This is a genomic window from Streptomyces sp. Z423-1, assembly GCF_013009255.1.
In the GTDB taxonomy this organism is placed as follows: Bacteria; Actinomycetota; Actinomycetes; order Streptomycetales; family Streptomycetaceae; genus Streptomyces; species Streptomyces gossypiisoli.
In genome coordinates this window covers 4,901,370-4,919,466 of sequence record NZ_CP053109.1, presented here as the reverse complement: position 1 = coordinate 4,919,466, position 18,097 = coordinate 4,901,370, and the positions used below count along the sequence as shown (strand labels likewise).

Annotated in this window: 17 protein-coding genes, 4 tRNA genes and 1 pseudogene; 12 read left to right on the top strand and 10 right to left on the bottom strand. The window is 69.7% G+C overall.

Going from position 1 to position 18,097, the window contains the following annotated elements; translation table 11 throughout:
• The first annotated feature begins 86 nt into the window (after positions 1 to 86).
• Both HJD23_RS21975 and HJD23_RS21970 read left to right on the top strand, forming a co-directional pair.
• A tRNA-Asp gene (locus tag HJD23_RS21975) sits at positions 87 to 161 on the top strand.
• Between the two features lie 132 nt (positions 162 to 293).
• A complete protein-coding gene (locus tag HJD23_RS21970; protein WP_171117719.1) occupies positions 294 to 476 on the top strand; it encodes a DUF6274 family protein in 183 nt (60 codons plus the stop codon).
• Between the two features lie 402 nt (positions 477 to 878).
• On the opposite strand, the gene bldC is transcribed toward HJD23_RS21970, so the two are convergent.
• The gene (bldC, locus tag HJD23_RS21965; protein ID WP_003949541.1) at positions 879 to 1,085 is read right to left on the bottom strand and encodes a developmental transcriptional regulator BldC; all 207 of its coding nucleotides are present in this window, start codon (positions 1,083 to 1,085) and stop codon (positions 879 to 881) included.
• A gap of 520 nt (positions 1,086 to 1,605) precedes the next feature.
• A complete protein-coding gene (locus tag HJD23_RS21960; RefSeq protein ID WP_171117717.1) occupies positions 1,606 to 2,457 on the bottom strand; it encodes a hypothetical protein in 852 nt (283 codons plus the stop codon).
• A 220-nt stretch (positions 2,458 to 2,677) separates the two neighbouring features.
• On the opposite strand from HJD23_RS21960, the gene HJD23_RS21955 reads away from it, so the two are divergent.
• Entirely contained in the window at positions 2,678 to 3,778 is a 1,101-nt protein-coding gene (locus HJD23_RS21955) for a Glu/Leu/Phe/Val dehydrogenase (protein ID WP_171117714.1), read from the top strand.
• Positions 3,779 to 4,081: 303 nt separating this feature from the next.
• A complete protein-coding gene (locus HJD23_RS21950) occupies positions 4,082 to 4,336 on the top strand; it encodes a DUF3073 domain-containing protein (protein WP_171117712.1) in 255 nt (84 codons plus the stop codon).
• 85 nt (positions 4,337 to 4,421) lie between these two features.
• On the opposite strand, the gene purM is transcribed toward HJD23_RS21950, so the two are convergent.
• The 7 genes from purM to purS all read right to left on the bottom strand — a co-directional run bounded on the left by purM (position 4,422) and on the right by purS (position 12,138).
• Entirely contained in the window at positions 4,422 to 5,504 is a 1,083-nt protein-coding gene (purM, locus tag HJD23_RS21945; protein WP_171117710.1) for a phosphoribosylformylglycinamidine cyclo-ligase, read from the bottom strand.
• A gap of 43 nt (positions 5,505 to 5,547) precedes the next feature.
• Complete coding sequence (gene purF / locus HJD23_RS21940; protein ID WP_171117709.1) at positions 5,548 to 7,074, bottom strand: amidophosphoribosyltransferase; 1,527 nt, start codon at positions 7,072 to 7,074, stop codon at positions 5,548 to 5,550.
• A gap of 61 nt (positions 7,075 to 7,135) precedes the next feature.
• Positions 7,136 to 7,945, bottom strand: coding sequence for an META domain-containing protein (locus tag HJD23_RS21935; protein WP_171117707.1), 810 nt, complete (start codon positions 7,943 to 7,945; stop codon positions 7,136 to 7,138).
• Positions 7,946 to 8,000: 55 nt separating this feature from the next.
• A complete protein-coding gene (locus HJD23_RS21930) occupies positions 8,001 to 8,798 on the bottom strand; it encodes a maleylpyruvate isomerase family mycothiol-dependent enzyme (protein ID WP_171117705.1) in 798 nt (265 codons plus the stop codon).
• A gap of 132 nt (positions 8,799 to 8,930) precedes the next feature.
• On the bottom strand, positions 8,931 to 11,189 hold the full coding sequence (gene purL, locus HJD23_RS21925; RefSeq protein ID WP_171117703.1) for a phosphoribosylformylglycinamidine synthase subunit PurL: 2,259 nt from the start codon (positions 11,187 to 11,189) through the stop codon (positions 8,931 to 8,933).
• Positions 11,186 to 11,866: a phosphoribosylformylglycinamidine synthase subunit PurQ gene (purQ, locus tag HJD23_RS21920; protein ID WP_141312904.1), complete on the bottom strand. Its 681-nt coding sequence runs from the start codon at positions 11,864 to 11,866 to the stop codon at positions 11,186 to 11,188. Before purQ ends, purL begins: the two co-directional genes overlap by 4 nt.
• The gene (gene purS, locus HJD23_RS21915) at positions 11,863 to 12,138 is read right to left on the bottom strand and encodes a phosphoribosylformylglycinamidine synthase subunit PurS (protein WP_171117701.1); all 276 of its coding nucleotides are present in this window, start codon (positions 12,136 to 12,138) and stop codon (positions 11,863 to 11,865) included. Before purS ends, purQ begins: the two co-directional genes overlap by 4 nt.
• A 309-nt stretch (positions 12,139 to 12,447) precedes the next feature.
• Here purS and HJD23_RS21910 point away from each other — a divergent pair, with 309 nt between their 5' ends.
• The 8 genes and pseudogenes from HJD23_RS21910 to HJD23_RS21875 all read left to right on the top strand — a co-directional run bounded on the left by HJD23_RS21910 (position 12,448) and on the right by HJD23_RS21875 (position 17,096).
• Positions 12,448 to 12,765 carry an Lsr2 family protein gene (locus HJD23_RS21910; RefSeq protein ID WP_141312900.1) on the top strand — a complete coding sequence of 106 codons (318 nt, stop codon included), beginning with the start codon at positions 12,448 to 12,450 and terminating at the stop codon, positions 12,763 to 12,765.
• A gap of 124 nt (positions 12,766 to 12,889) precedes the next feature.
• A tRNA-Gly gene (locus tag HJD23_RS21905) sits at positions 12,890 to 12,964 on the top strand.
• 78 nt (positions 12,965 to 13,042) lie between these two features.
• Positions 13,043 to 13,118, top strand: a tRNA-Gly gene (locus HJD23_RS21900).
• A gap of 157 nt (positions 13,119 to 13,275) precedes the next feature.
• A pseudogene (locus HJD23_RS21895) lies at positions 13,276 to 14,234 on the top strand (ABC transporter ATP-binding protein).
• Positions 14,231 to 14,995 (top strand): ABC transporter permease, encoded by a 765-nt coding sequence (locus tag HJD23_RS21890; protein WP_171117699.1) that lies wholly within the window; start codon positions 14,231 to 14,233, stop codon positions 14,993 to 14,995. Before HJD23_RS21895 ends, HJD23_RS21890 begins: the two are co-directional and overlap by 4 nt.
• Positions 14,996 to 15,102: 107 nt before the next feature.
• On the top strand, positions 15,103 to 16,392 hold the full coding sequence (locus HJD23_RS21885) for a histidine kinase (protein WP_171117697.1): 1,290 nt from the start codon (positions 15,103 to 15,105) through the stop codon (positions 16,390 to 16,392).
• Positions 16,389 to 16,997 carry a response regulator transcription factor gene (locus tag HJD23_RS21880; protein WP_141316514.1) on the top strand — a complete coding sequence of 203 codons (609 nt, stop codon included), beginning with the start codon at positions 16,389 to 16,391 and terminating at the stop codon, positions 16,995 to 16,997. Before HJD23_RS21885 ends, HJD23_RS21880 begins: the two co-directional genes overlap by 4 nt.
• Positions 16,998 to 17,020: 23 nt before the next feature.
• Positions 17,021 to 17,096 (top strand) — tRNA-Gly (locus HJD23_RS21875).
• 39 nt (positions 17,097 to 17,135) lie between these two features.
• On the opposite strand, the gene HJD23_RS21870 is transcribed toward HJD23_RS21875, so the two are convergent.
• Positions 17,136 to 18,035: a phosphoribosylaminoimidazolesuccinocarboxamide synthase gene (locus HJD23_RS21870; protein WP_171117695.1), complete on the bottom strand. Its 900-nt coding sequence runs from the start codon at positions 18,033 to 18,035 to the stop codon at positions 17,136 to 17,138.
• Positions 18,036 to 18,097: the final 62 nt, after the last annotated feature.

Here is an 18,097-nt window from a genome sequence, read left to right as displayed (position 1 = left end):
CGCACCCTAAGTGAGTTCGACCCGGCGCCCACGCTCCTGTACAGTCTCTTCTCGCAGCGCAACGCACGAATGGCGCCGCGAAACCTGGTCCTGTGGAGCAGTTTGGAGTGCTCGCCACCCTGTCAAGGTGGAGGCCGCGGGTTCAAATCCCGTCAGGACCGCACAGCATGAGAGCCCGGGTTCTTCGGAACCCGGGCTCTGTTGTGTGCGCTCTACGCCGCCTTGACGGCGTCACATTCGGTCGGTACTCAGAAACCAGGGCAACCCGCCCGGAGGGCCCCCGGAGGTGGCGTATGGCGGCATCGGCGAGGCATGAGACGCGGGCGTTGCTGCGTGCGCATCTGTCGGCCGCGTCGTCGTACCGGCATCTCACCCGGCACTGCCCGGTCTGCCATCGCCTGCTGCGGCTGGCCATGGACGCCTCCGAGGAGGGCGTCAAGGAGGAGCGCCCCTCCGGCGCACACCCCCAGTCATGACTCCATGGTCCCAACTCCCCTACCGCACATAGTCCAGAGGCAACAAGCACCCTGGCATGTGACGGGAGTCACCGCATGAGTTTCTGGAACGGCGGTACTTACCCATCCCCTACAACCGGTCAATTTAATATGTGCAATTGCACCACCCCGGGGAGCCCCCTCACAGCAGCTCCGGCATCCCTCCCCAGACCCGACAGGCCCGCCCACAGCCCAGCCGTCCCGCGCACAAAAAAGATCGCGCTGGACCCGGCGGAGTCCAGCGCGATCGACGACGCACCCTGTCAGCTGTCCGATGACCTCGGGCGAGGGCCCTGTTGGGGCAGAACCCGCGTCGGTTGGTGCTTGGTTTCGGACGCCTCGGCAGGTTGGGGGACCGGCCGATTTGTCCGGTTATTCAGTTGTTCAGGCCTCGCTGCGCTGCTGCGGGATGCCCGCGAGCAGAGCGCGGACCTCGGCCTCGCGGTAGCGGCGGTGCCCGCCGAGCGTGCGGATGGACGTGAGCTTGCCGGCCTTCGCCCACCGCGTGACCGTCTTCGGGTCGACGCGGAACATCGTGGCGACCTCAGCCGGGGTCAGCAGCGGCTCGGCATCAGGGGTGCGAGCGGTCATGAGCGGCCTCCTCGGGAGAACCGAACCTTCTCGGTTCTTTCCTCTAAATTCTGCACCTTGACCCGCGTTGCCCGAAATGGCGGACGCGAGTCGAGTCGGTTATAGGACGAACGGCTTGTCCTCGGCACTACAACTACACCATCTGTCCAGCCGCGTCGGCCAAACCGATGGAATTGCCCTCCCAGGTGTTCATCAGCGACGGATGCCGATGGACCATGCCATAGCGGACAGTCACGCCACTGTGACGATCAGTCACAGGGCGATCAGGAGTCACCAGACCCCCTAAAGCGTGCAATGCGGAGAATCCGCCCATAGTTGAGCACATAGGGACGGACGGAGTCCTCCCCGGACTCCTTGTCCTATTTTGGCATGAGGACGGGCAAGGACCGCAAGAGACGTGTACGTGCGCTCCATCACGCATGTCGCATGCGTCACACACTTGACAGATACGCCCAGATCGGGCCGTAGGTCCGTTGTTGACGCCCCGTAAGGTTCGTAAGGTACGTCACAGAACAGTACGTCAGTTCGCCGAACGCAGGTCCCGCACCGACCGCCAGCGCTCCACCAGCCGTCCGTACGCCTCGCCCGCCGCGACCCCGTCGCCGATGCGCAGCGCCTCGATCCCCTCGGCCACGTCGGCCGCCGAGTGGTCGCCCTCCAGGTCACCGGCCGGCAGGGCGTGCACCAGCCCGCCGTAGTCCAGCTCCACCTGCGAGCGCGGATGGAACTCCTCCAGCCACCGCCCGACGTCCACCAGCCCGTCGATCAGCGGTCCCTCGTCCATCGCGTTCCTGAGCGTGCGCAGGGCGCGGGCCACCCGGCGCCGGGCCTGCACCATGGGCGTGCGGTAGCGCAGCACCGGCGCGGCGTCGTCGGGGGCGCCGGAGCCCTTGTCGTACTCCCGCTCCTCGTCGGAGACGAGGACGAACCAGTTCAGCGGCACATGCCAGGTCGCCGTGCGGATCCAGGGGCGGGCGTCGGGGTTGCCGGCCAGCCAGCGCTCGTAGTCCTGGGTCGCCTGGTGGCGCACCAGCGGGGGCAGCACGGCGTCCAGGAGTGGCGGCGGGAGTTCCTCGGCGAGGTCGCCGAGTGCCTGCCAGCCGCGCAGCCGGGTCCGCCAGGGGCAGATGTGGACCACCCCGTGGGCCTCCAGCACGAAGGCGTCAGGGCTCTCGTGCACCGGCACCGGCACGGGCGGCGTGGGCAGCAAGTCGGCCAGGGAGCGGCGGAGTTCGTCCTGGTACGAAGGGCGGTCCGGGCGGCGCGCGTAGCGCGCCCAGTGGTCCCGCTCCCGCTCCGGGAAGGCGGCCAGCGGCTCGTATACGCGCAGATACGCCGCATACGGAACGATCACCGAGGACACCTTGGGCACGCCTGCTCCCTCCCCCGCCGCCTGCCGGGGAAACCTGCGGAACCCGCCCACAAACGCGCGGGAAAACTATGCAAATCGTCGCACGGACGTACTCCGTGCGGAGGTGATCCTGAGCACTGCCCGTCCGGGGGGCTCCGGAGGCTCTAATCTCATGCTCACAGGCCCCGCCACCCGCACGGAGCCTCGTCCATCGCCGCTTCTTACCTCAGGAGTCACCACCGTGACCGACGTAACCGGCGCACCTGCTGATGTACTGCACACCCTGTTCCACTCGGATCAGGGCGGTCATGAGCAGGTCGTGCTCTGCCAGGACCGCGCGAGCGGCCTGAAGGCCGTGATCGCCATTCACTCCACCGCCCTCGGCCCCGCGCTCGGCGGTACGCGGTTCTACCCGTACGCCAACGAGACCGAGGCCCTCGCCGACGCGCTCAACCTCGCGCGCGGGATGTCGTACAAGAACGCCATGGCCGGGCTGGACCACGGCGGTGGCAAGGCCGTGATCATCGGCGATCCCGAGCGGATCAAGACCGAGGAGCTGCTGCTGGCCTACGGCCGGTTCGTGGCCTCGCTCGGCGGCCGCTACGTCACCGCCTGCGACGTCGGTACGTACGTCGCCGACATGGACGTCGTGGCCCGCGAGTGCCGCTGGACCACCGGACGCTCCCCCGAGAACGGCGGCGCCGGCGACTCCTCCGTCCTCACCGCCTTCGGCGTCTACCAGGGCATGCGCGCCTCCGCGCAGCACCTGTGGGGCGACCCGTCGCTGCGCGGCCGCCGGGTCGGCATCGCCGGCGTCGGCAAGGTCGGCCACCACCTGGTGGAGCACCTGATGGCGGAGGGTGCCGAGGTGTTCGTCACCGACGTGCGCGAGGAAGCCGTACGCCGGGTCACCGAGCGCAACCCGAGCGTCACGGCGGTCGCCGACACCGACGCGCTGATCCGCGTCGAGGGCCTCGACATCTACGCCCCGTGCGCGCTCGGCGGGGCGCTGAACGACTACTCCGTTCCGGTGCTGACCGCTCGGGTGGTGTGCGGCGCGGCCAACAACCAGCTCGCCCACCCGGGTGTCGAGAAGGACCTCGCCGACCGCGGGATCCTCTACGCGCCCGACTACGTGGTGAACGCCGGCGGGGTCATCCAGGTGGCCGACGAACTGCACGGCTTCGACTTCGACCGGTGCAAGGCGAAGGCGGCGAAGATCTACGACACCACGCTGGCCATATTCGCACGTGCGAAGGACGATGGGATTCCGCCGGCCGCCGCGGCCGACCGGATCGCCGAGCAGCGGATGGCGGAGGCTCGCGCGGCCCGCGGATGGTGACGTTCCGCGGGGCTCATCCGTGGGTATGAGCGGTACCTGCCGGTGGACAGTTGGAGAGAACTCTCACTTCGACCGGCGGGTCGTCCGCCAATAAGTGGTTAAAATCGCCACTGACCAGCGAGGACGGGGCGCCTCAAAGGTTCTGGGCACACGCGCGTGCTGCGGGCGACGTACCGTATGGGCGCGGGCTCAGGTACCGTGGAAGCCCTACGGACCGGTCTCTCCACGGAGAGCCCGTGCCGGATCATGAACGCGTGTCAAGACTCTGGGGCCGTCGAGCCCCGTCGTTGAGGGGGTCGAGCCATGGGGCGCGGCCGGGCCAAGGCCAAGCAGACGAAGGTCGCCCGCCAGCTGAAGTACAACAGCGGTGGGACGGACCTCTCACGCCTGGCCGAGGAGCTGGGCGCATCGACGTCGAACACGTCACCGAACACGAACGGTGACCGGTTCGAGGACGATGAGCACGACGACGACCTGTACGCACGGTACGCCGACCTCTATGAGGACGACGACGAGGACGAGGACGACGAGTCCTCGCGCCACCGTCGCGGCGCTTGACGTTGCAGTGAGCATTCACCCGGTCGGTGACCTCGGTCACCGACCGGGTTCTGTGCTGCCCGCAGGGCGTCAGCCGTCGGCGCTTTTAGTTTGAATGTGTGCCCACCAGGGCCGCGCCCGTCGTGTGCTCGCCCCGGTCGGTGATCTCACCGGCGACCCATGCGTCGACCCCGCGGTCGGCCAGTGTCGCCAGGGCCACCTCGGTGGACTCCTCGGGGACGATCGCGATCATGCCGACGCCCATGTTGAGGGTCTTCTCCAGTTCCAGGCGTTCGACGTCACCGGTCCTGCCGACGAGTTCGAAGACCGGCGCCGGGGTCCAGGTGGAGCGGTCGACGACCGCGTGCAGGCCGTCCGGGATGACGCGGGCCAGGTTGGCCGCGAGTCCACCGCCGGTGATGTGGCTGAAGGCGTGCACCTCGGTGGTGCGGGTGAGGGCCAGGCAGTCCAGCGAGTAGATCTTCGTCGGCTCCAGCAGTTCCTCGCCGAGGGTGCGGCCGAGGTCCTCGATGTGGGCGTCGAGGGACAGGCCCGCCTGGTCCAGCAGCACATGCCGGACCAGCGAGTACCCGTTCGAGTGAAGACCGGAGGACGCCATGGCGATGACCGCGTCACCCGTTCGGATGCGATGCGCGCCGAGCAGCCGGTCGGCCTCCACCACGCCCGTACCGGCGCCGGCGACGTCGAAGTCGTCCTCGCCCAGCAGCCCGGGGTGCTCGGCCGTCTCACCGCCCACCAGGGCGCAGCCGGCCAGCACACAGCCCTCGGCGATGCCCTTGACGATGGCGGCGACCCGCTCGGGGTGGACCTTGCCGACGCAGATGTAGTCGGTCATGAACAGCGGCTCGGCGCCGCACACCACGATGTCGTCCATGACCATCGCGACCAGGTCGTGGCCGATGGTGTCGTACACGCCCAGCCGGCGGGCGATGTCGACCTTGGTGCCGACGCCGTCCGTGGCGGAGGCGAGCAGGGGGCGCTCGTAGCGCTTGAGGGCGGAGGCGTCGAAGAGGCCGGCGAAGCCGCCGAGGCCGCCGAGGACCTCGGGGCGCTGCGTCTTCTTCACCCACTCCTTCATCAGCTCGACCGCGCGGTCGCCCGCTTCGATGTCGACACCTGCTGTTTTGTAAGACGCAGCTGCGTAGCTGGCACCAGTTGTCTCAGACATGGCGATGAGAACCTTCGTGTCGTACGGCAGGTGTGACGGGCGCCTACGGGCGGCGGATCGCGTCCGTGGCAGCCGTGGCGGCGGGACCGGCCGCCAGCTCGGTCTCCAGGAGCTGCTTGCCCAGCAGCTCGGGGTCCGGGAGCTCCATCGGGTACTCCCCGTCGAAGCAGGCGCGGCACAGGTTCGGCTTGGCGATGGTGGTCGCCTCGATCATGCCGTCGATGGAGATGTACGCCAGGGAGTCGGCGCCGAGCGAGGTGCCGATCTCGTCGATGGTCATGCCGTTGGCGATGAGCTCGGCGCGGGTGGCGAAGTCGATGCCGAAGAAGCACGGCCACTTCACGGGCGGCGAGGAGATCCGGATGTGCACCTCGGCGGCGCCCGCCTCGCGGAGCATGCGGACCAGGGCGCGCTGGGTGTTGCCGCGGACGATCGAGTCGTCGACGACGACCAGCCGCTTGCCCTTGATGACTTCCTTCAGCGGGTTCAGCTTCAGGCGGATGCCGAGCTGGCGGATCGTCTGGGAGGGCTGGATGAACGTACGGCCGACGTACGCGTTCTTCACCAGACCCGCACCGAACGGGATGCCGGAGGCCTCGGCGTAGCCGATGGCGGCCGGGGTGCCGGATTCCGGGGTCGGTATCACCAGGTCGGCCTCGACGGGGGCCTCCTTGGCGAGGCGGCGGCCCATCTCGACGCGGGAGAGGTACACGTTCCGGCCGGCGATGTCGGTGTCGGGGCGGGCCAGGTACACGTACTCGAAGACACAGCCCTTGGGCTTCGCGTCCGCGAATCGGGAGGAACGCAGGCCGTTCTCGTCGATGGCGAGGAACTCGCCCGGCTCCACCTCGCGCACGAAGCTGGCGCCGACGATGTCGAGGGCGGCGGTCTCGGAGGCGACGACCCAGCCGCGCTCCAGGCGGCCCAGGACCAGCGGGCGGATGCCCTGCGGGTCGCGGGCGGCGTACAGGGTGTGCTCGTCCATGAAGGCGAGGCTGAAGGCTCCCCTGACCTGCGGCAGCACGACCGGGGCGGCTTCCTCGACGGTCAGCGGCTTGCCGTCGGCGTCGACCTGGGCGGCCAGCAGGGCCGTCAGCAGGTCGGTGTCGTTGGTGGCGGCGACCCGGGTGCTACGGCCGTCCTGCTTGGGCAGGTCGGCGACCATCTCGGCGAGCTGGGCCGTGTTGACCAGGTTGCCGTTGTGGCCGAGCGCGATGGAGCCGTGCGCGGTGGCGCGGAACGTCGGCTGGGCGTTCTCCCACACCGAGGCGCCGGTGGTGGAGTAGCGGGCGTGACCGACCGCGATGTGTCCCTGCAGGGAGCCGAGCGAGGTCTCGTCGAAGACCTGCGAGACCAGGCCCATGTCCTTGAAGACGAGGATCTGGGAGCCGTTGCTGACCGCGATTCCCGCGGATTCCTGACCCCGATGCTGGAGGGCGTAGAGCCCGAAGTACGTGAGCTTTGCGACCTCTTCGCCCGGAGCCCAGACGCCGAAGACGCCGCAGGCGTCCTGGGGGCCTTTTTCGCCGGGAAGCAGATCGTGATTGAGTCGACCGTCACCACGTGGCACGCCACCGAGTGTAGGCGAGGTCGACCACTGGTCCGAATTGGGGATACCTGGCGGTAAGGGATCACTGCTCGGCGGTCGCGGTCACCGACTCGCCGTTTTCGCTGGTCAGCGTGAGGGTGCGGTGTTCCAGGCGGTAGCTGACGGTGCCGTCGAAGAGGTTCAGGAGACGCCTTTCGGCTGTCATGAGTGAGGCTTCGCACATCATGCGCGTGGTGGACGCGGGGCCGAGGGTGATGCGGCCGTCGCGGACGGTGGCCTCGGCGTTGAACTTGTTGCAGGTGAGGCGGCCCGCGACGGTGCCCGTGGCCTTGTCGAAGGTGAGGTGCGCCGTGCCCTCGGCGCCCTTGGGGAGGGGCTCGGCGACCCCGTCCGGGCCGCCCTTGCCGAGGGTCGTGACCGTCCACTTCGTCCCGTAGAGCGGGGCCGGCTGCTCCTCCGTCAGGCGGACGGTGTCGCCGGCGTCCGTGGTGAGGGTCAGGCGGTCGCCGCTGACCTCGGTCTTCAACGGGCCGTCGGCGAGAGTGCGGGCGAGGTTCTCCTCGAAGGCCATGGGCTCCTCCTCGCAGGCCATCTCGGTCACCGTCGCGTCGCCGAGCCGGACGCGGTCGCCGTCGAAGGAGGCCTGCGCGCTGAAGTGGTTGCAGCCGTAGTTGCCCTGGGCCTTGCCGCTGTCGTCGATCGTGACGTATGCGTCGGTGGGAGCGGCGTGCTGTGTGCCGTCGACGGTGACGCTGTCGACGGTCCAGTGGACGCCCGTGACGGGCTTGCGGACGTCGGCCGTCGTACTGCCCGCCTGCTCGCTGCCGCAGGCGGCGGCGAGGGGGAGGAGCGCGAGGGCCGCGATGCGGGTGCGCTGCTTCTGCCTGTACATGCCGATTCGACGGGGCGGGTGGGGTGGTTGGTTCCCGTCCGGGGACATCGGCGTCTCAGGACATCAGCGGAAGGAGTCTGCCCAGGTCGGCCCGCTCTCCGCTCGCGCTCACCGTGGCGTTGGTGACCGCGTCCTGCCAGGTGAGGCGGCCGGTCGCGAGCCGGATCCAGGTCAGCGGGTCGGTCTCGACGACGTTGGGCGGGGTGCCCCGGGTGTGCCTCGGGCCCTCGACGCACTGCACCACGGCGTACGGCGGGATCCGCACCTCGGTCGAACCGCCGGGGGCCCTCGCGGCGAGCGCGTCGGCGAGCAGCCGGGTCGCCGCGGCGAGGGCCTGCCGGTCGTACGGGATCTCCAGCCCCGGCACGGCGGCGTTCAGGTCGTCGGTGTGGACGACCAGCTCGACGGTGCGGGTGACGACGTAGTCGGCCAGGGGGAGCGCGCCGGCGCTGGTGGGGAGCAGCCGGGTGCCCGGGTGGGCGTCGAGGTCGGCGAGGAAACGCCGTTCGACGTCGGCGAGGTGCGCGTCGAGGTCGGGGTGCTGTTCGGCCAGGTGGCGGGCGGTGTCGGCGATGGCGGGGGCGTCGGCTGCGATGGCGGAGGGCCAGTCGAGCAGCCGGCCGTCCTGCCGCACGGGCTCGGGCGCACCGAGCAGCCTGCTCACGGCCGCGAGGGCCATCCCGGTGTGCGCGACCAGATCCCGTACGGTCCAGTCACCCAGGCGGGTGGGAAGGGCGAGCTGCTCGGGCGTGAGGACGCGGACGGCCTGTCGCACGTTGCCGAACTGGGCCAGCACGGCAGCGCGGGTCTTGGCGGGGTCGTAGCTGCGGGTGCGCTTCTTGGCCGGGGGCATGGCGGTGAGCCTAATCGGCGCGGAAGGTGCCGGACCGCGCCCCGCTCCCCCGTCATCTCCAGGTGCCACCGAAGCTACGTGAAGGCCCCGCCCTGACAACGGGCGGGGCCTTCACGGTCGTATCGAAGGTACTCAGGCGAGCAGCGCCGGAATCGTCCCCTCGTGGGCCTCGCGCAGTTCCTCCAGGGAGAGTGCGAACTCGCCCTGGACGTCCACCGAGTCGCCGTCGACGACGCCGATGCGGGTGGCCGGAAGGCCGCGCGCACCGCACATGTCGTTGAAGCGGACCTCCTCCGAGCGCGGCACGGCGACGATCGCGCGGCCCGCCGACTCGGAGAAGAGGAACGTGAACGCGTCCAGGCCGTCCGGGACGATCAGGCGCGCGCCCTTGCCGCCCAGCAGCGCCGACTCGACGACCGCCTGGATCAGGCCGCCGTCCGACAGGTCGTGCGCGGAGTCGATCATGCCGTCGCGGGAGGCGGAGATCAGGATCTCGGCCAGCAGGCGCTCGCGCTCCAGGTCGACCTCGGGCGGCAGGCCGCCGAGGTGGTCGTGGACGACCTGGGACCAGGCCGAGCCGCCGAACTCCTCGCGGGTGTCGCCGAGGAGGTAGAGCAGCTGCCCGTCCTCCTGGAAGCCGACCGGCGTGCGGCGCGCCACGTCGTCGATCACGCCGAGGACCGCGACGACCGGCGTCGGGTGGATCGCCGCCTCGCCCGTCTGGTTGTAGAGCGAGACGTTGCCGCCGGTCACCGGCGTGCCCAGCTGCCGGCAGGCGTCCGCCAGACCCCGTACCGCCTCCGCGAACTGCCACATCACCGCCGGGTCCTCGGGCGAGCCGAAGTTCAGGCAGTCGGAGACCGCGAGCGGCTTCGCGCCGGTCGTGGCCACGTTCCGGTAGGCCTCCGCGAGGGCCAGCTGCGCGCCCTTGTACGGGTCCAGCTTGGCGTACCGGCCGTTGCCGTCCGTTGCGATGGCGACGCCCAGGCCGGTCTTCTCGTCGATCCGGATCATGCCGGAGTCCTCGGGCTGGGCGAGGACGGTGTTGCCCTGCACGAAGTGGTCGTACTGCGAGGTGATCCACTTCTTCGACGCCTGGTTCGGGGACGCCACCAGCTGCAGGACCTGCTCCTTCAGCTCCTTGGAGGTCTCCGGGCGGGGCAGCTTGCCCGCGTCGTCGGCCTGGAGGGCGTCCTGCCAGGAGGGGCGGGCGTAGGGGCGCTCGTACGTCGGGCCCTCGTGGGCGACGGTGCGCGGGTCGACGTCGACGATCTTCTCGCCGTGCCAGAAGATCTCCAGGCGGTCGCCGTCGGTGACCTCGCCGATGACCGTGGCGATGACGTCCCACTTCTCGCAGATCTGAAGGAAGCGGTCGACCTTGCCCGGCTCGACGACCGCGCACATCCGTTCCTGCGACTCGCTCATCAGGATCTCCTCGGGGGAGAGCGTCGAGTCGCGCAGGGGTACGTCGTCGAGGACGACGGTCATGCCGCCGGAGCCGTTGGAGGCCAGCTCGGACGTGGCGCAGGACAGGCCCGCCGCGCCGAGGTCCTGGATGCCGACGACCAGCTTCTCGGCGAACGCCTCCAGGGTGCACTCGATGAGGAGCTTCTCCTGGAAGGGGTCGCCGACCTGGACGGCGGGGCGCTTGCTCGGCTTGGCGTCGTCGAAGGTCTCCGACGCGAGGATCGACGCGCCGCCGATGCCGTCGCCGCCGGTCCGGGCGCCGTACAGGATGACCTTGTTGCCCGCGCCGGACGCCTTCGCGAGGTGGATGTCCTCGTGCCGCATCACGCCCACGCAACCGGCGTTGACCAGCGGGTTGCCCTGGTAGCAGGCGTCGAAGACGACCTCGCCGCCGATGTTGGGCAGGCCCAGGCAGTTGCCGTAGCCGCCGATGCCGGCGACGACGCCGGGCAGGACGCGCTTGGTGTCGGGGTGGTCGGGGGCGCCGAAGCGCAGCGGGTCGACCACCGCGACCGGGCGGGCGCCCATCGCGATGATGTCGCGGACGATGCCGCCGACACCCGTGGCCGCGCCCTGGTAGGGCTCGACGTACGAGGGGTGGTTGTGCGACTCGACCTTGAAGGTGACCGCGTAGCCCTGGCCGACATCCACGACACCGGCGTTCTCGCCGATGCCGACGAGCAGGGCGTCGGACTGGGGGGCCTTCTCGCCGAACTGGCGGAGGTGGACCTTGGAGGACTTGTAGCTGCAGTGCTCGGACCACATGACCGAGTACATGGCGAGCTCGGCGCCGGTAGGGCGGCGGCCGAGGATCTCGACGATCCGCTCGTACTCGTCCTTCTTCAGGCCGAGTTCGGCCCAGGGCAGCGCGACGTCGGGGGTCGCGGCCGCGTGCTCGACCGTGTCCAGAGGCGTCCTGCTCATGCGTTGACCAGCTTCTTGAGGATCGAGGTGAAGAAGGGGAGGCCGTCGGTGCGGCCGGTGCCGATGAGCGGCTCCACGGCGTGCTCCGGGTGCGGCATCAGGCCTACGACGTTTCCGGCCTCGTTGGTGATGCCCGCGATGTCCCGCAGCGAGCCGTTCGGGTTGAAGTCCAGGTAGCGGAAGACGACCCGGCCCTCCGCCTCCAGCATGTCCAGGGTGCGCGCGTCGGCGACGTACCGCCCGTCCATGTTCTTCAGCGGGATGTGGATCTCCTGACCGGCGACGAAGTCGCTGGTGAAGGCGGTGTTGGCGCTCTCCACCCGGAGCTTTTGGTCGCGGCAGATGAAGTGCAGGTGGTCGTTGCCGAGCATCGCTCCGGGCAGCAGATGGGCCTCGGTGAGGATCTGGAAGCCGTTGCAGATGCCGAGGACCGGCAGTCCGGCCTTCGCCTGCTCGATCAGGGGCTCCATGACCGGCGAGAAGCGGGCGATGGCACCGGCGCGCAGATAGTCGCCGTAGGAGAAGCCTCCGCACAGCACCACGGCGTCGACCTGCTTGAGGTCCTTGTCCTTGTGCCACAGGGCGACGGGTTCGGCGCCGGCGATACGGATCGCGCGCTGCGTGTCCCGGTCGTCGAGGCTGCCCGGGAAAGTGACGACGCCAATACGAGCGGTCACTTCACGGCCTCCGCGGCGTGCGCCTCGTTGTTGTCCACCCTGACAGAGAAGTCCTCGATCACGGTGTTGGCAAGGAAGGATTCCGCGAGCTGGTGGATGCGGGTGAGCGCGGCCTCGTCGACCGGGCCGTCCACTTCCAGTTCGAATCGCTTTCCCTGACGTACGTCGGAGATGCCGTCGAAACCGAGGCGCGGCAGTGCGCGCTGCACCGCCTGGCCCTGGGGGTCGAGGATCTCCGGCTTGAGCATGACGTCGACTACGACGCGTGCCACTGGCACTCCCGGTGTGTGGTGCTGAGCAGGTTCCTTCAGACTACCCGCACAAAATTTCTACGCGGGTAGAGTTGTAGGAAGCTACGGATCGATGGTCACGGTCAGGCATCGACGGGCTGCGTTCACGAAAAGTTCCAGGAAAGATCCGAGATCCACCCGCGGCAGCTATTGCGTTGGGACACGCGGACAGATTTAGTCGGGCTTCACAATGCTTTGCCGGGCACTGTACAAATGAATTGGCAATAGCCGACACTCGGCATGTCATCGCAGCTGAGCTGGATAGACGGCCGTACGAAGGGACCGATATTCGTGGCGCAGAAGGTCGTGGTCACTCTCTTTGACGACATCGACGGCTCGGAAGCGGCGGAAACGATCGCCTTCGGACTCGACGGCAAGTCGTACGAGATCGACCTGAATGAAGCCAATGCCAAGAAACTGCGTAAGGCGCTCGCGCCGTACGTGGAGGCCGGCCGCAAGCGGTCGAAGTCGGGCAAGGCCTACCGGCAGACGGAGGTCGCCCCCGACCCGGCGGCCGTACGGGCCTGGGCGCAGGCCAACAAGATGGACGTTCCCGCACGGGGCCGCATCCCGAAGAAGGTCTACGAGGCGTTCGCCGCGGCCCAGTGAGCCTCGGTCGACGGTCGCTCACGCGCCCCTCGGAGCAACCGACTTGCACAGCACCCCAGGTGATCAGCTAGAGTCTGGAGCACGCCGAGGGGCGGGGCCGGAAAAGCCCAGCTCACGGAGTCATGCGGGTGTAGTTCAGTAGTAGAACATCCCCCTTCCAGGGGGAAGGCGCAGTGTGCGATTCCTGTCACCCGCTCCAGCATCGCCGTACCGACCACTCTTGTGGATCAGGTAGGCTGGTGCTCGCACCGGTCAGTGAAAGCTGATCGGGAGCAATGCGGACGTAGCTCAGTTGGTAGAGCGCAACCTTGCCAAGGTTGAGGTCGCGAGTTCGAGCCTCGTCGTCCGCTCCATTGTGAAAGGCCCCGGTCGACGACCGGGGCCTTTGACGTGTTCCGTGTTCCCGTGTTCCCCATCTGCCGCAGTTACCCGATGCCTTCTGACATTTGTCATGTGCAGTGATGACATCACGCACTGCTCCCGGGTTTTCGCCGCCGGGATGCTGAAGCCATGAACACGAACGAACACGAGCACGTGATCGAGGTCACCGACCTGAGGCGTGTCTACGGGGGCGGGTTCGAGGCGGTGCGTGGGATCACGTTCCACGTGAAACATGCCGAGGTCTTCGCGCTGCTGGGCACCAACGGGGCGGGCAAGACCTCGACCGTCGAACTGCTGGAGGGCCTCGCGGCACCGGCCGGGGGCCGGGTGCGGGTGCTGGGACACGATCCCTACGCCGAGCGGGCCGCCGTACGGCCACGGACCGGGGTGATGTTGCAGGAGGGCGGCTTTCCTTCGGAGCTGACCGTCGGGGAGACCGTCCGGATGTGGGCGGGCTGTACGAGCGGGGCGCGGCCCACGGACGAGGCTCTGGAGCTGGTCGGGCTCGGCAAGCGGTCCGGCGTACGGGTGAAGCAGCTGTCCGGGGGTGAACGGCGACGGCTGATCTGGCGCTCGCGCTGCTCGGCAGGCCCGAGGTGCTGTTCCTGGACGAGCCGACGACCGGGCTGGACGCCGAAGGGCGGCGGGACACCTGGGAGCTGGTCCGGCGGCTGCGGGACACCGGTACGACGGTGCTGCTGACCACGCACTACCTGGAAGAGGCCGAGGGCCTGGCCGACCGGCTGGCGATCCTGCACGAGGGACGGATCGCGGCGGCCGGGACACCCGCCGAGGTGACGGCGTCCCAGCCGGCCCGGATCTCCTTCGAGCTGCCCGAGAGCTACTTCCTCGGGGATCTGCCCTCCTTGGGTGAGCTGGGGGTCGTCGAGCACGAGGAGGACGGCCGGGTCGTACGGCTGCGGACGCACGAGGTGCAGCGGACGGCCACCGAGCTGCTGGTGTGGGCCCGGGATGCCGGGGTCGAACTGCGCAGGCTCGATGTGCGGTCGGCCTCGCTGGAGGAGGCGTTCCTGCAGATCGCGGGGCGGATGTCGGCTGATCGGAACGAGGAGGTGGCAGCCGTATGACCACGGTCACCGGACGGATGAACGCCCTCGCGCGGGCGGAGCTGACCCTGCTGGGGCGCAGCCGGGCGACCCTCGTCACCGCGGTGCTCATCCCGCTCCTGCTGCCGCTGAGTGTGCGGTCCGCGATCGACGGGATGGATCTGGCGGAGGCCGGGCTCACGGTCGGGACCGTGCTGCTGCCCGCCGCGATCGGGTTCTCGCTGCTCTTCGCGGTGTACGCGGCGCTCACCAGTGTGTATGTGGTGCGGCGCGAGGAGCTGGTGCTGAAGCGGTTGCGTACCGGTGAGCTGCGGGACGGAGAGATCCTCGTCGGGGCCGCGCTGCCGGCCTCCGGCATCGGGCTGGTGCAGTGCGTGCTGCTCGCGGCCGGCTGCACGGTCCTGATGGACCTCGGGGCGCCGCCCGCTCCGCTTCTCGCCGTGGCGGGTGTGCTGTTGGGACTCGTGCTGTGCGGGGCGCTGGCGGCGGTCACGGCCGCGTTCACGAGGACCGCGGAGAGCGCCCAGGTGACCAGCCTGCCGATGATGTTCGTGTCCATGCTCGGCTCGGGCGTCGCCGTCCCGCTGGAAGTGCTGCCCGACCGGCTGGCCTCGGTGTGCGAGCTGCTGCCGCTGACGCCCGCCATCACGCTGGTGCGCGGTGCGTGGACCGGCGATCTGCCGGCCTCCGAGGCGCTGGGCGCCCTGGCGGTCGCGCTGGCCTGGATTGTCGCCGCCGTGTTTGCTGTACGGCGGTGGTTCCGGTGGGAGCCGCGGCGCTGACGGAGGGGAGCCGCGGCGCTGACGGAGGGGAGCCGCGGCGCTGACGGAGGGGAGCCGCGGCGCTGACGGAGGGGAGTGGCGGCGCTGACGGAGGGGAGTGGCGGCAGGTGACCAGGCCGGGGCAGTGGTGGCGGAGGAAGAGCACGCCGGCGAAGGTGGAGACGTACACGCGGTGGTCGTTCCACTTCTTCGCACTGATCGAGGTCGGGGTGTTCGGTCTCCCGCTCCTCGGCCAGGGGCGGCTGCCGCACGCGGTCTGGCTGTTCCTGCTGGTGTGCGGGCACGCCCTGTTCGCCGCGCTGGTCGGTTCCCGGGCGCTGGACTGGACGCGCGGCCTGCGCCCGCAGCCCCTGCGGCTGATGTGGGCGCTCGGAGCGGTCAGCGCGCTGGTCGCGGGCACCCTGCTCGTGCTCGTCGACCGTGGAGTGGGCGGCGATGACACCGCGACCGTGCTGGGCACGCTGTTCGCCGGTCTGCTGGGCTTCGGCGGCGGGTCGATCACGCTCGGCATCCGCAGCCGGCGCCGGGTGCTGGGGCTGGTGCTCGGCTTCTCGGCGGGCACCGGCCTGGTGGTCTTCGCGCTGGGCGGCCCCGCAGTGGTGGCGGTGGCCATGGCGCTGACGGCGCTGGTCGCCATGGGCTTCTTCGCCTTCACCTCCGTCTTCTCCGTCTGGCTGCTCAACGCCGTCTACGAACTCGACGCCGCCCGCGAGACCCGGGCCCGGCTCGCCGTCGCGGAGGAGCGGCTGCGCTTCGGGCGGGACATGCACGACGTGATGGGGCGCAACCTCGCCGTGATCGCGCTGAAGAGCGAGCTGGCCGTGCAGTTGGCGCGGCGCGGGCGGGCCGAGGCCGTGGACCAGATGATCGAGGTGCAGCGGATCGCGCAGGAGTCGCAGCGGGAGGTACGGGATGTCGTACGGGGATACCGGGAGGCCGACCTCGGCGCCGAACTCGCCGGTGCGCAGGGCGTGCTGACGGCGGCCGGGATCGCCTGCGAGGTGTCCGGGGAGGGCGCGGCCGCCGGGCTGCCGGGTGAGGTGCAGTCGGCGTTGGGCTGGGTGGTGCGGGAGGCCACCACCAATGTGCTGCGGCACGGGGATGCCGGGCTGTGCGTGGTGGGACTGCGGATGACTGAGGGGCGGGTGGTGTTGACGGTGGAGAACAACGGGGGCTTGACGATGGAGAACAAGATGGAGAACAACGGGGCTTCCGAGGCCAATGGCAACGGCCCTTCCGGGGCCACTGGTTCGGGAGGGGGGTCCGGACTTGCCGGGCTGCGGGAGCGGTTGGCCGCCGTGGAGGGGACGTTGGAGGCCGGGCCGGTCGGGGACGGTGTGTTCCGGGTGGTGGCGGAGGTGCCGTTGACGTCCGTCGTGCATGAGGTGGCCCGGTGACCGTGCGCGTGCTGCTCGCCGACGACGAGCATCTGATCCGGGGTGCGCTGGCCGCGCTGCTGTCGCTGGAGGACGACCTCATGGTGGTCGCCGAGGCGGCGAGCGGGCCGGAGGCGCTGGCGATGGCCCGGGCCCATGAACCCGATGTGGCCGTGCTGGATCTCCAGATGCCCGGCGCGGACGGTGTGAAGGTCGCCACATCGCTACGGGCCGAACTGCCCGGCTGCCAGGTGCTGATCGTCACCAGCCACGGCCGTCCGGGGCATCTGAAGCGGGCGCTGGCTGCGGGTGTGCGGGGGTTCGTGCCGAAGACGGTCAGCGCGCAGCGGCTCGCGGAGATCATCCGCACCGTCCATGCGGGGAACCGGTACGTCGACCCGGAGTTGGCCGCCGACGCCATCTCCGCCGGGGACTCGCCGCTCACCGCGCGGGAGGCCGAGGTGCTGGAGCTGGCCGCCGACGGGGCGCCCGTCGCCGAGATCGCCGAGCGGGCCGCGCTGTCGCAGGGGACCGTGCGGAACTACCTGTCGTCGGCCGTGTCGAAGCTCGGGGTGGAGAACCGGCATGCGGCTGTGCGTCTCGCTCGCGAGCGAGGTTGGGTATAGTTGCTGTCGCGCCCCGGCGCACTGCGGACGTAGCTCAGTTGGTAGAGCGCAACCTTGCCAAGGTTGAGGTCGCGAGTTCGAGCCTCGTCGTCCGCTCCAGCCAACCCCCCGGTTTCGACCGGGGGGTTTCTTCATGCCCTAGCTCCAGCTGGTGCCCGTCAGGCGCTCGTACGCCTCCACGTACTTGGCGCGGGTGGCGTCCACGACCTGCGGCGGCAGCGCGGGCGGGGGCTGCTCGCTGCGGCGGTCCCAGCCGGACTCGGGCGAGGTCAGCCAGTCACGGACGTACTGCTTGTCGTACGACGGCTGCGCACGGCCCGGCTGCCACTGGTCGGCCGGCCAGAAGCGGGAGGAGTCGGGGGTGAGGACCTCGTCGGCGAGGACCAGGGTGTCACCGTCGAAGCCGAACTCGAACTTCGTGTCCGCCAGGATGATCCCCCGGTCGCGGGCGATGTCGCGGGCGCGGGAGTAGACGGCGAGGGTGGCCTGGCGCAGCTCGGCGGCGGTGTCGGCGCCGACCTGGCGGGCGACCTCCTCGTAGGAGACGTTCTCGTCGTGCTCGCCGACCTCGGCCTTGGTGGCCGGGGTGAAGATCGGGGCAGGGAGCTCGGAGCCGTCGACGAGGCCTTCGGGGAGGGCGAGGCCGCAGACCGTACGGGAGTCGTTGTACTCGACCAGGCCGGAACCGGTGAGGTAGCCGCGGGCCACGCACTCCACGGGCACCATGCGAAGCGACTTGCAGACCAGGGTGCGGCCCGCCCAGTCGGCGGGGGCGTTGTCCGGGAGGTCGGTGCTCAGGACGTGGCTGGGGACCAGGTCGGCGAGCTGGTCGAACCACCACAGGGAGAGCTGGGTGAGGACGCGGCCCTTGTCGGGGATCTCGGTCGGCAGCACCCAGTCGTAGGCGGAAATACGGTCGCTGGCGACCATCACGAGGTCGCCCGCCTCGTTCTGGTACAGCTCGCGCACCTTGCCGGTGTGCAGATGCACCAGGCCCGGAACCTCGGTCGGCTCGGGCTTTTCGACGAATCCGGACACGGTTCCTCCCCGTGGTTCTGTCCAACAGCCCCGATTCTCCCTCACTCGGGGTTGATCAAGGA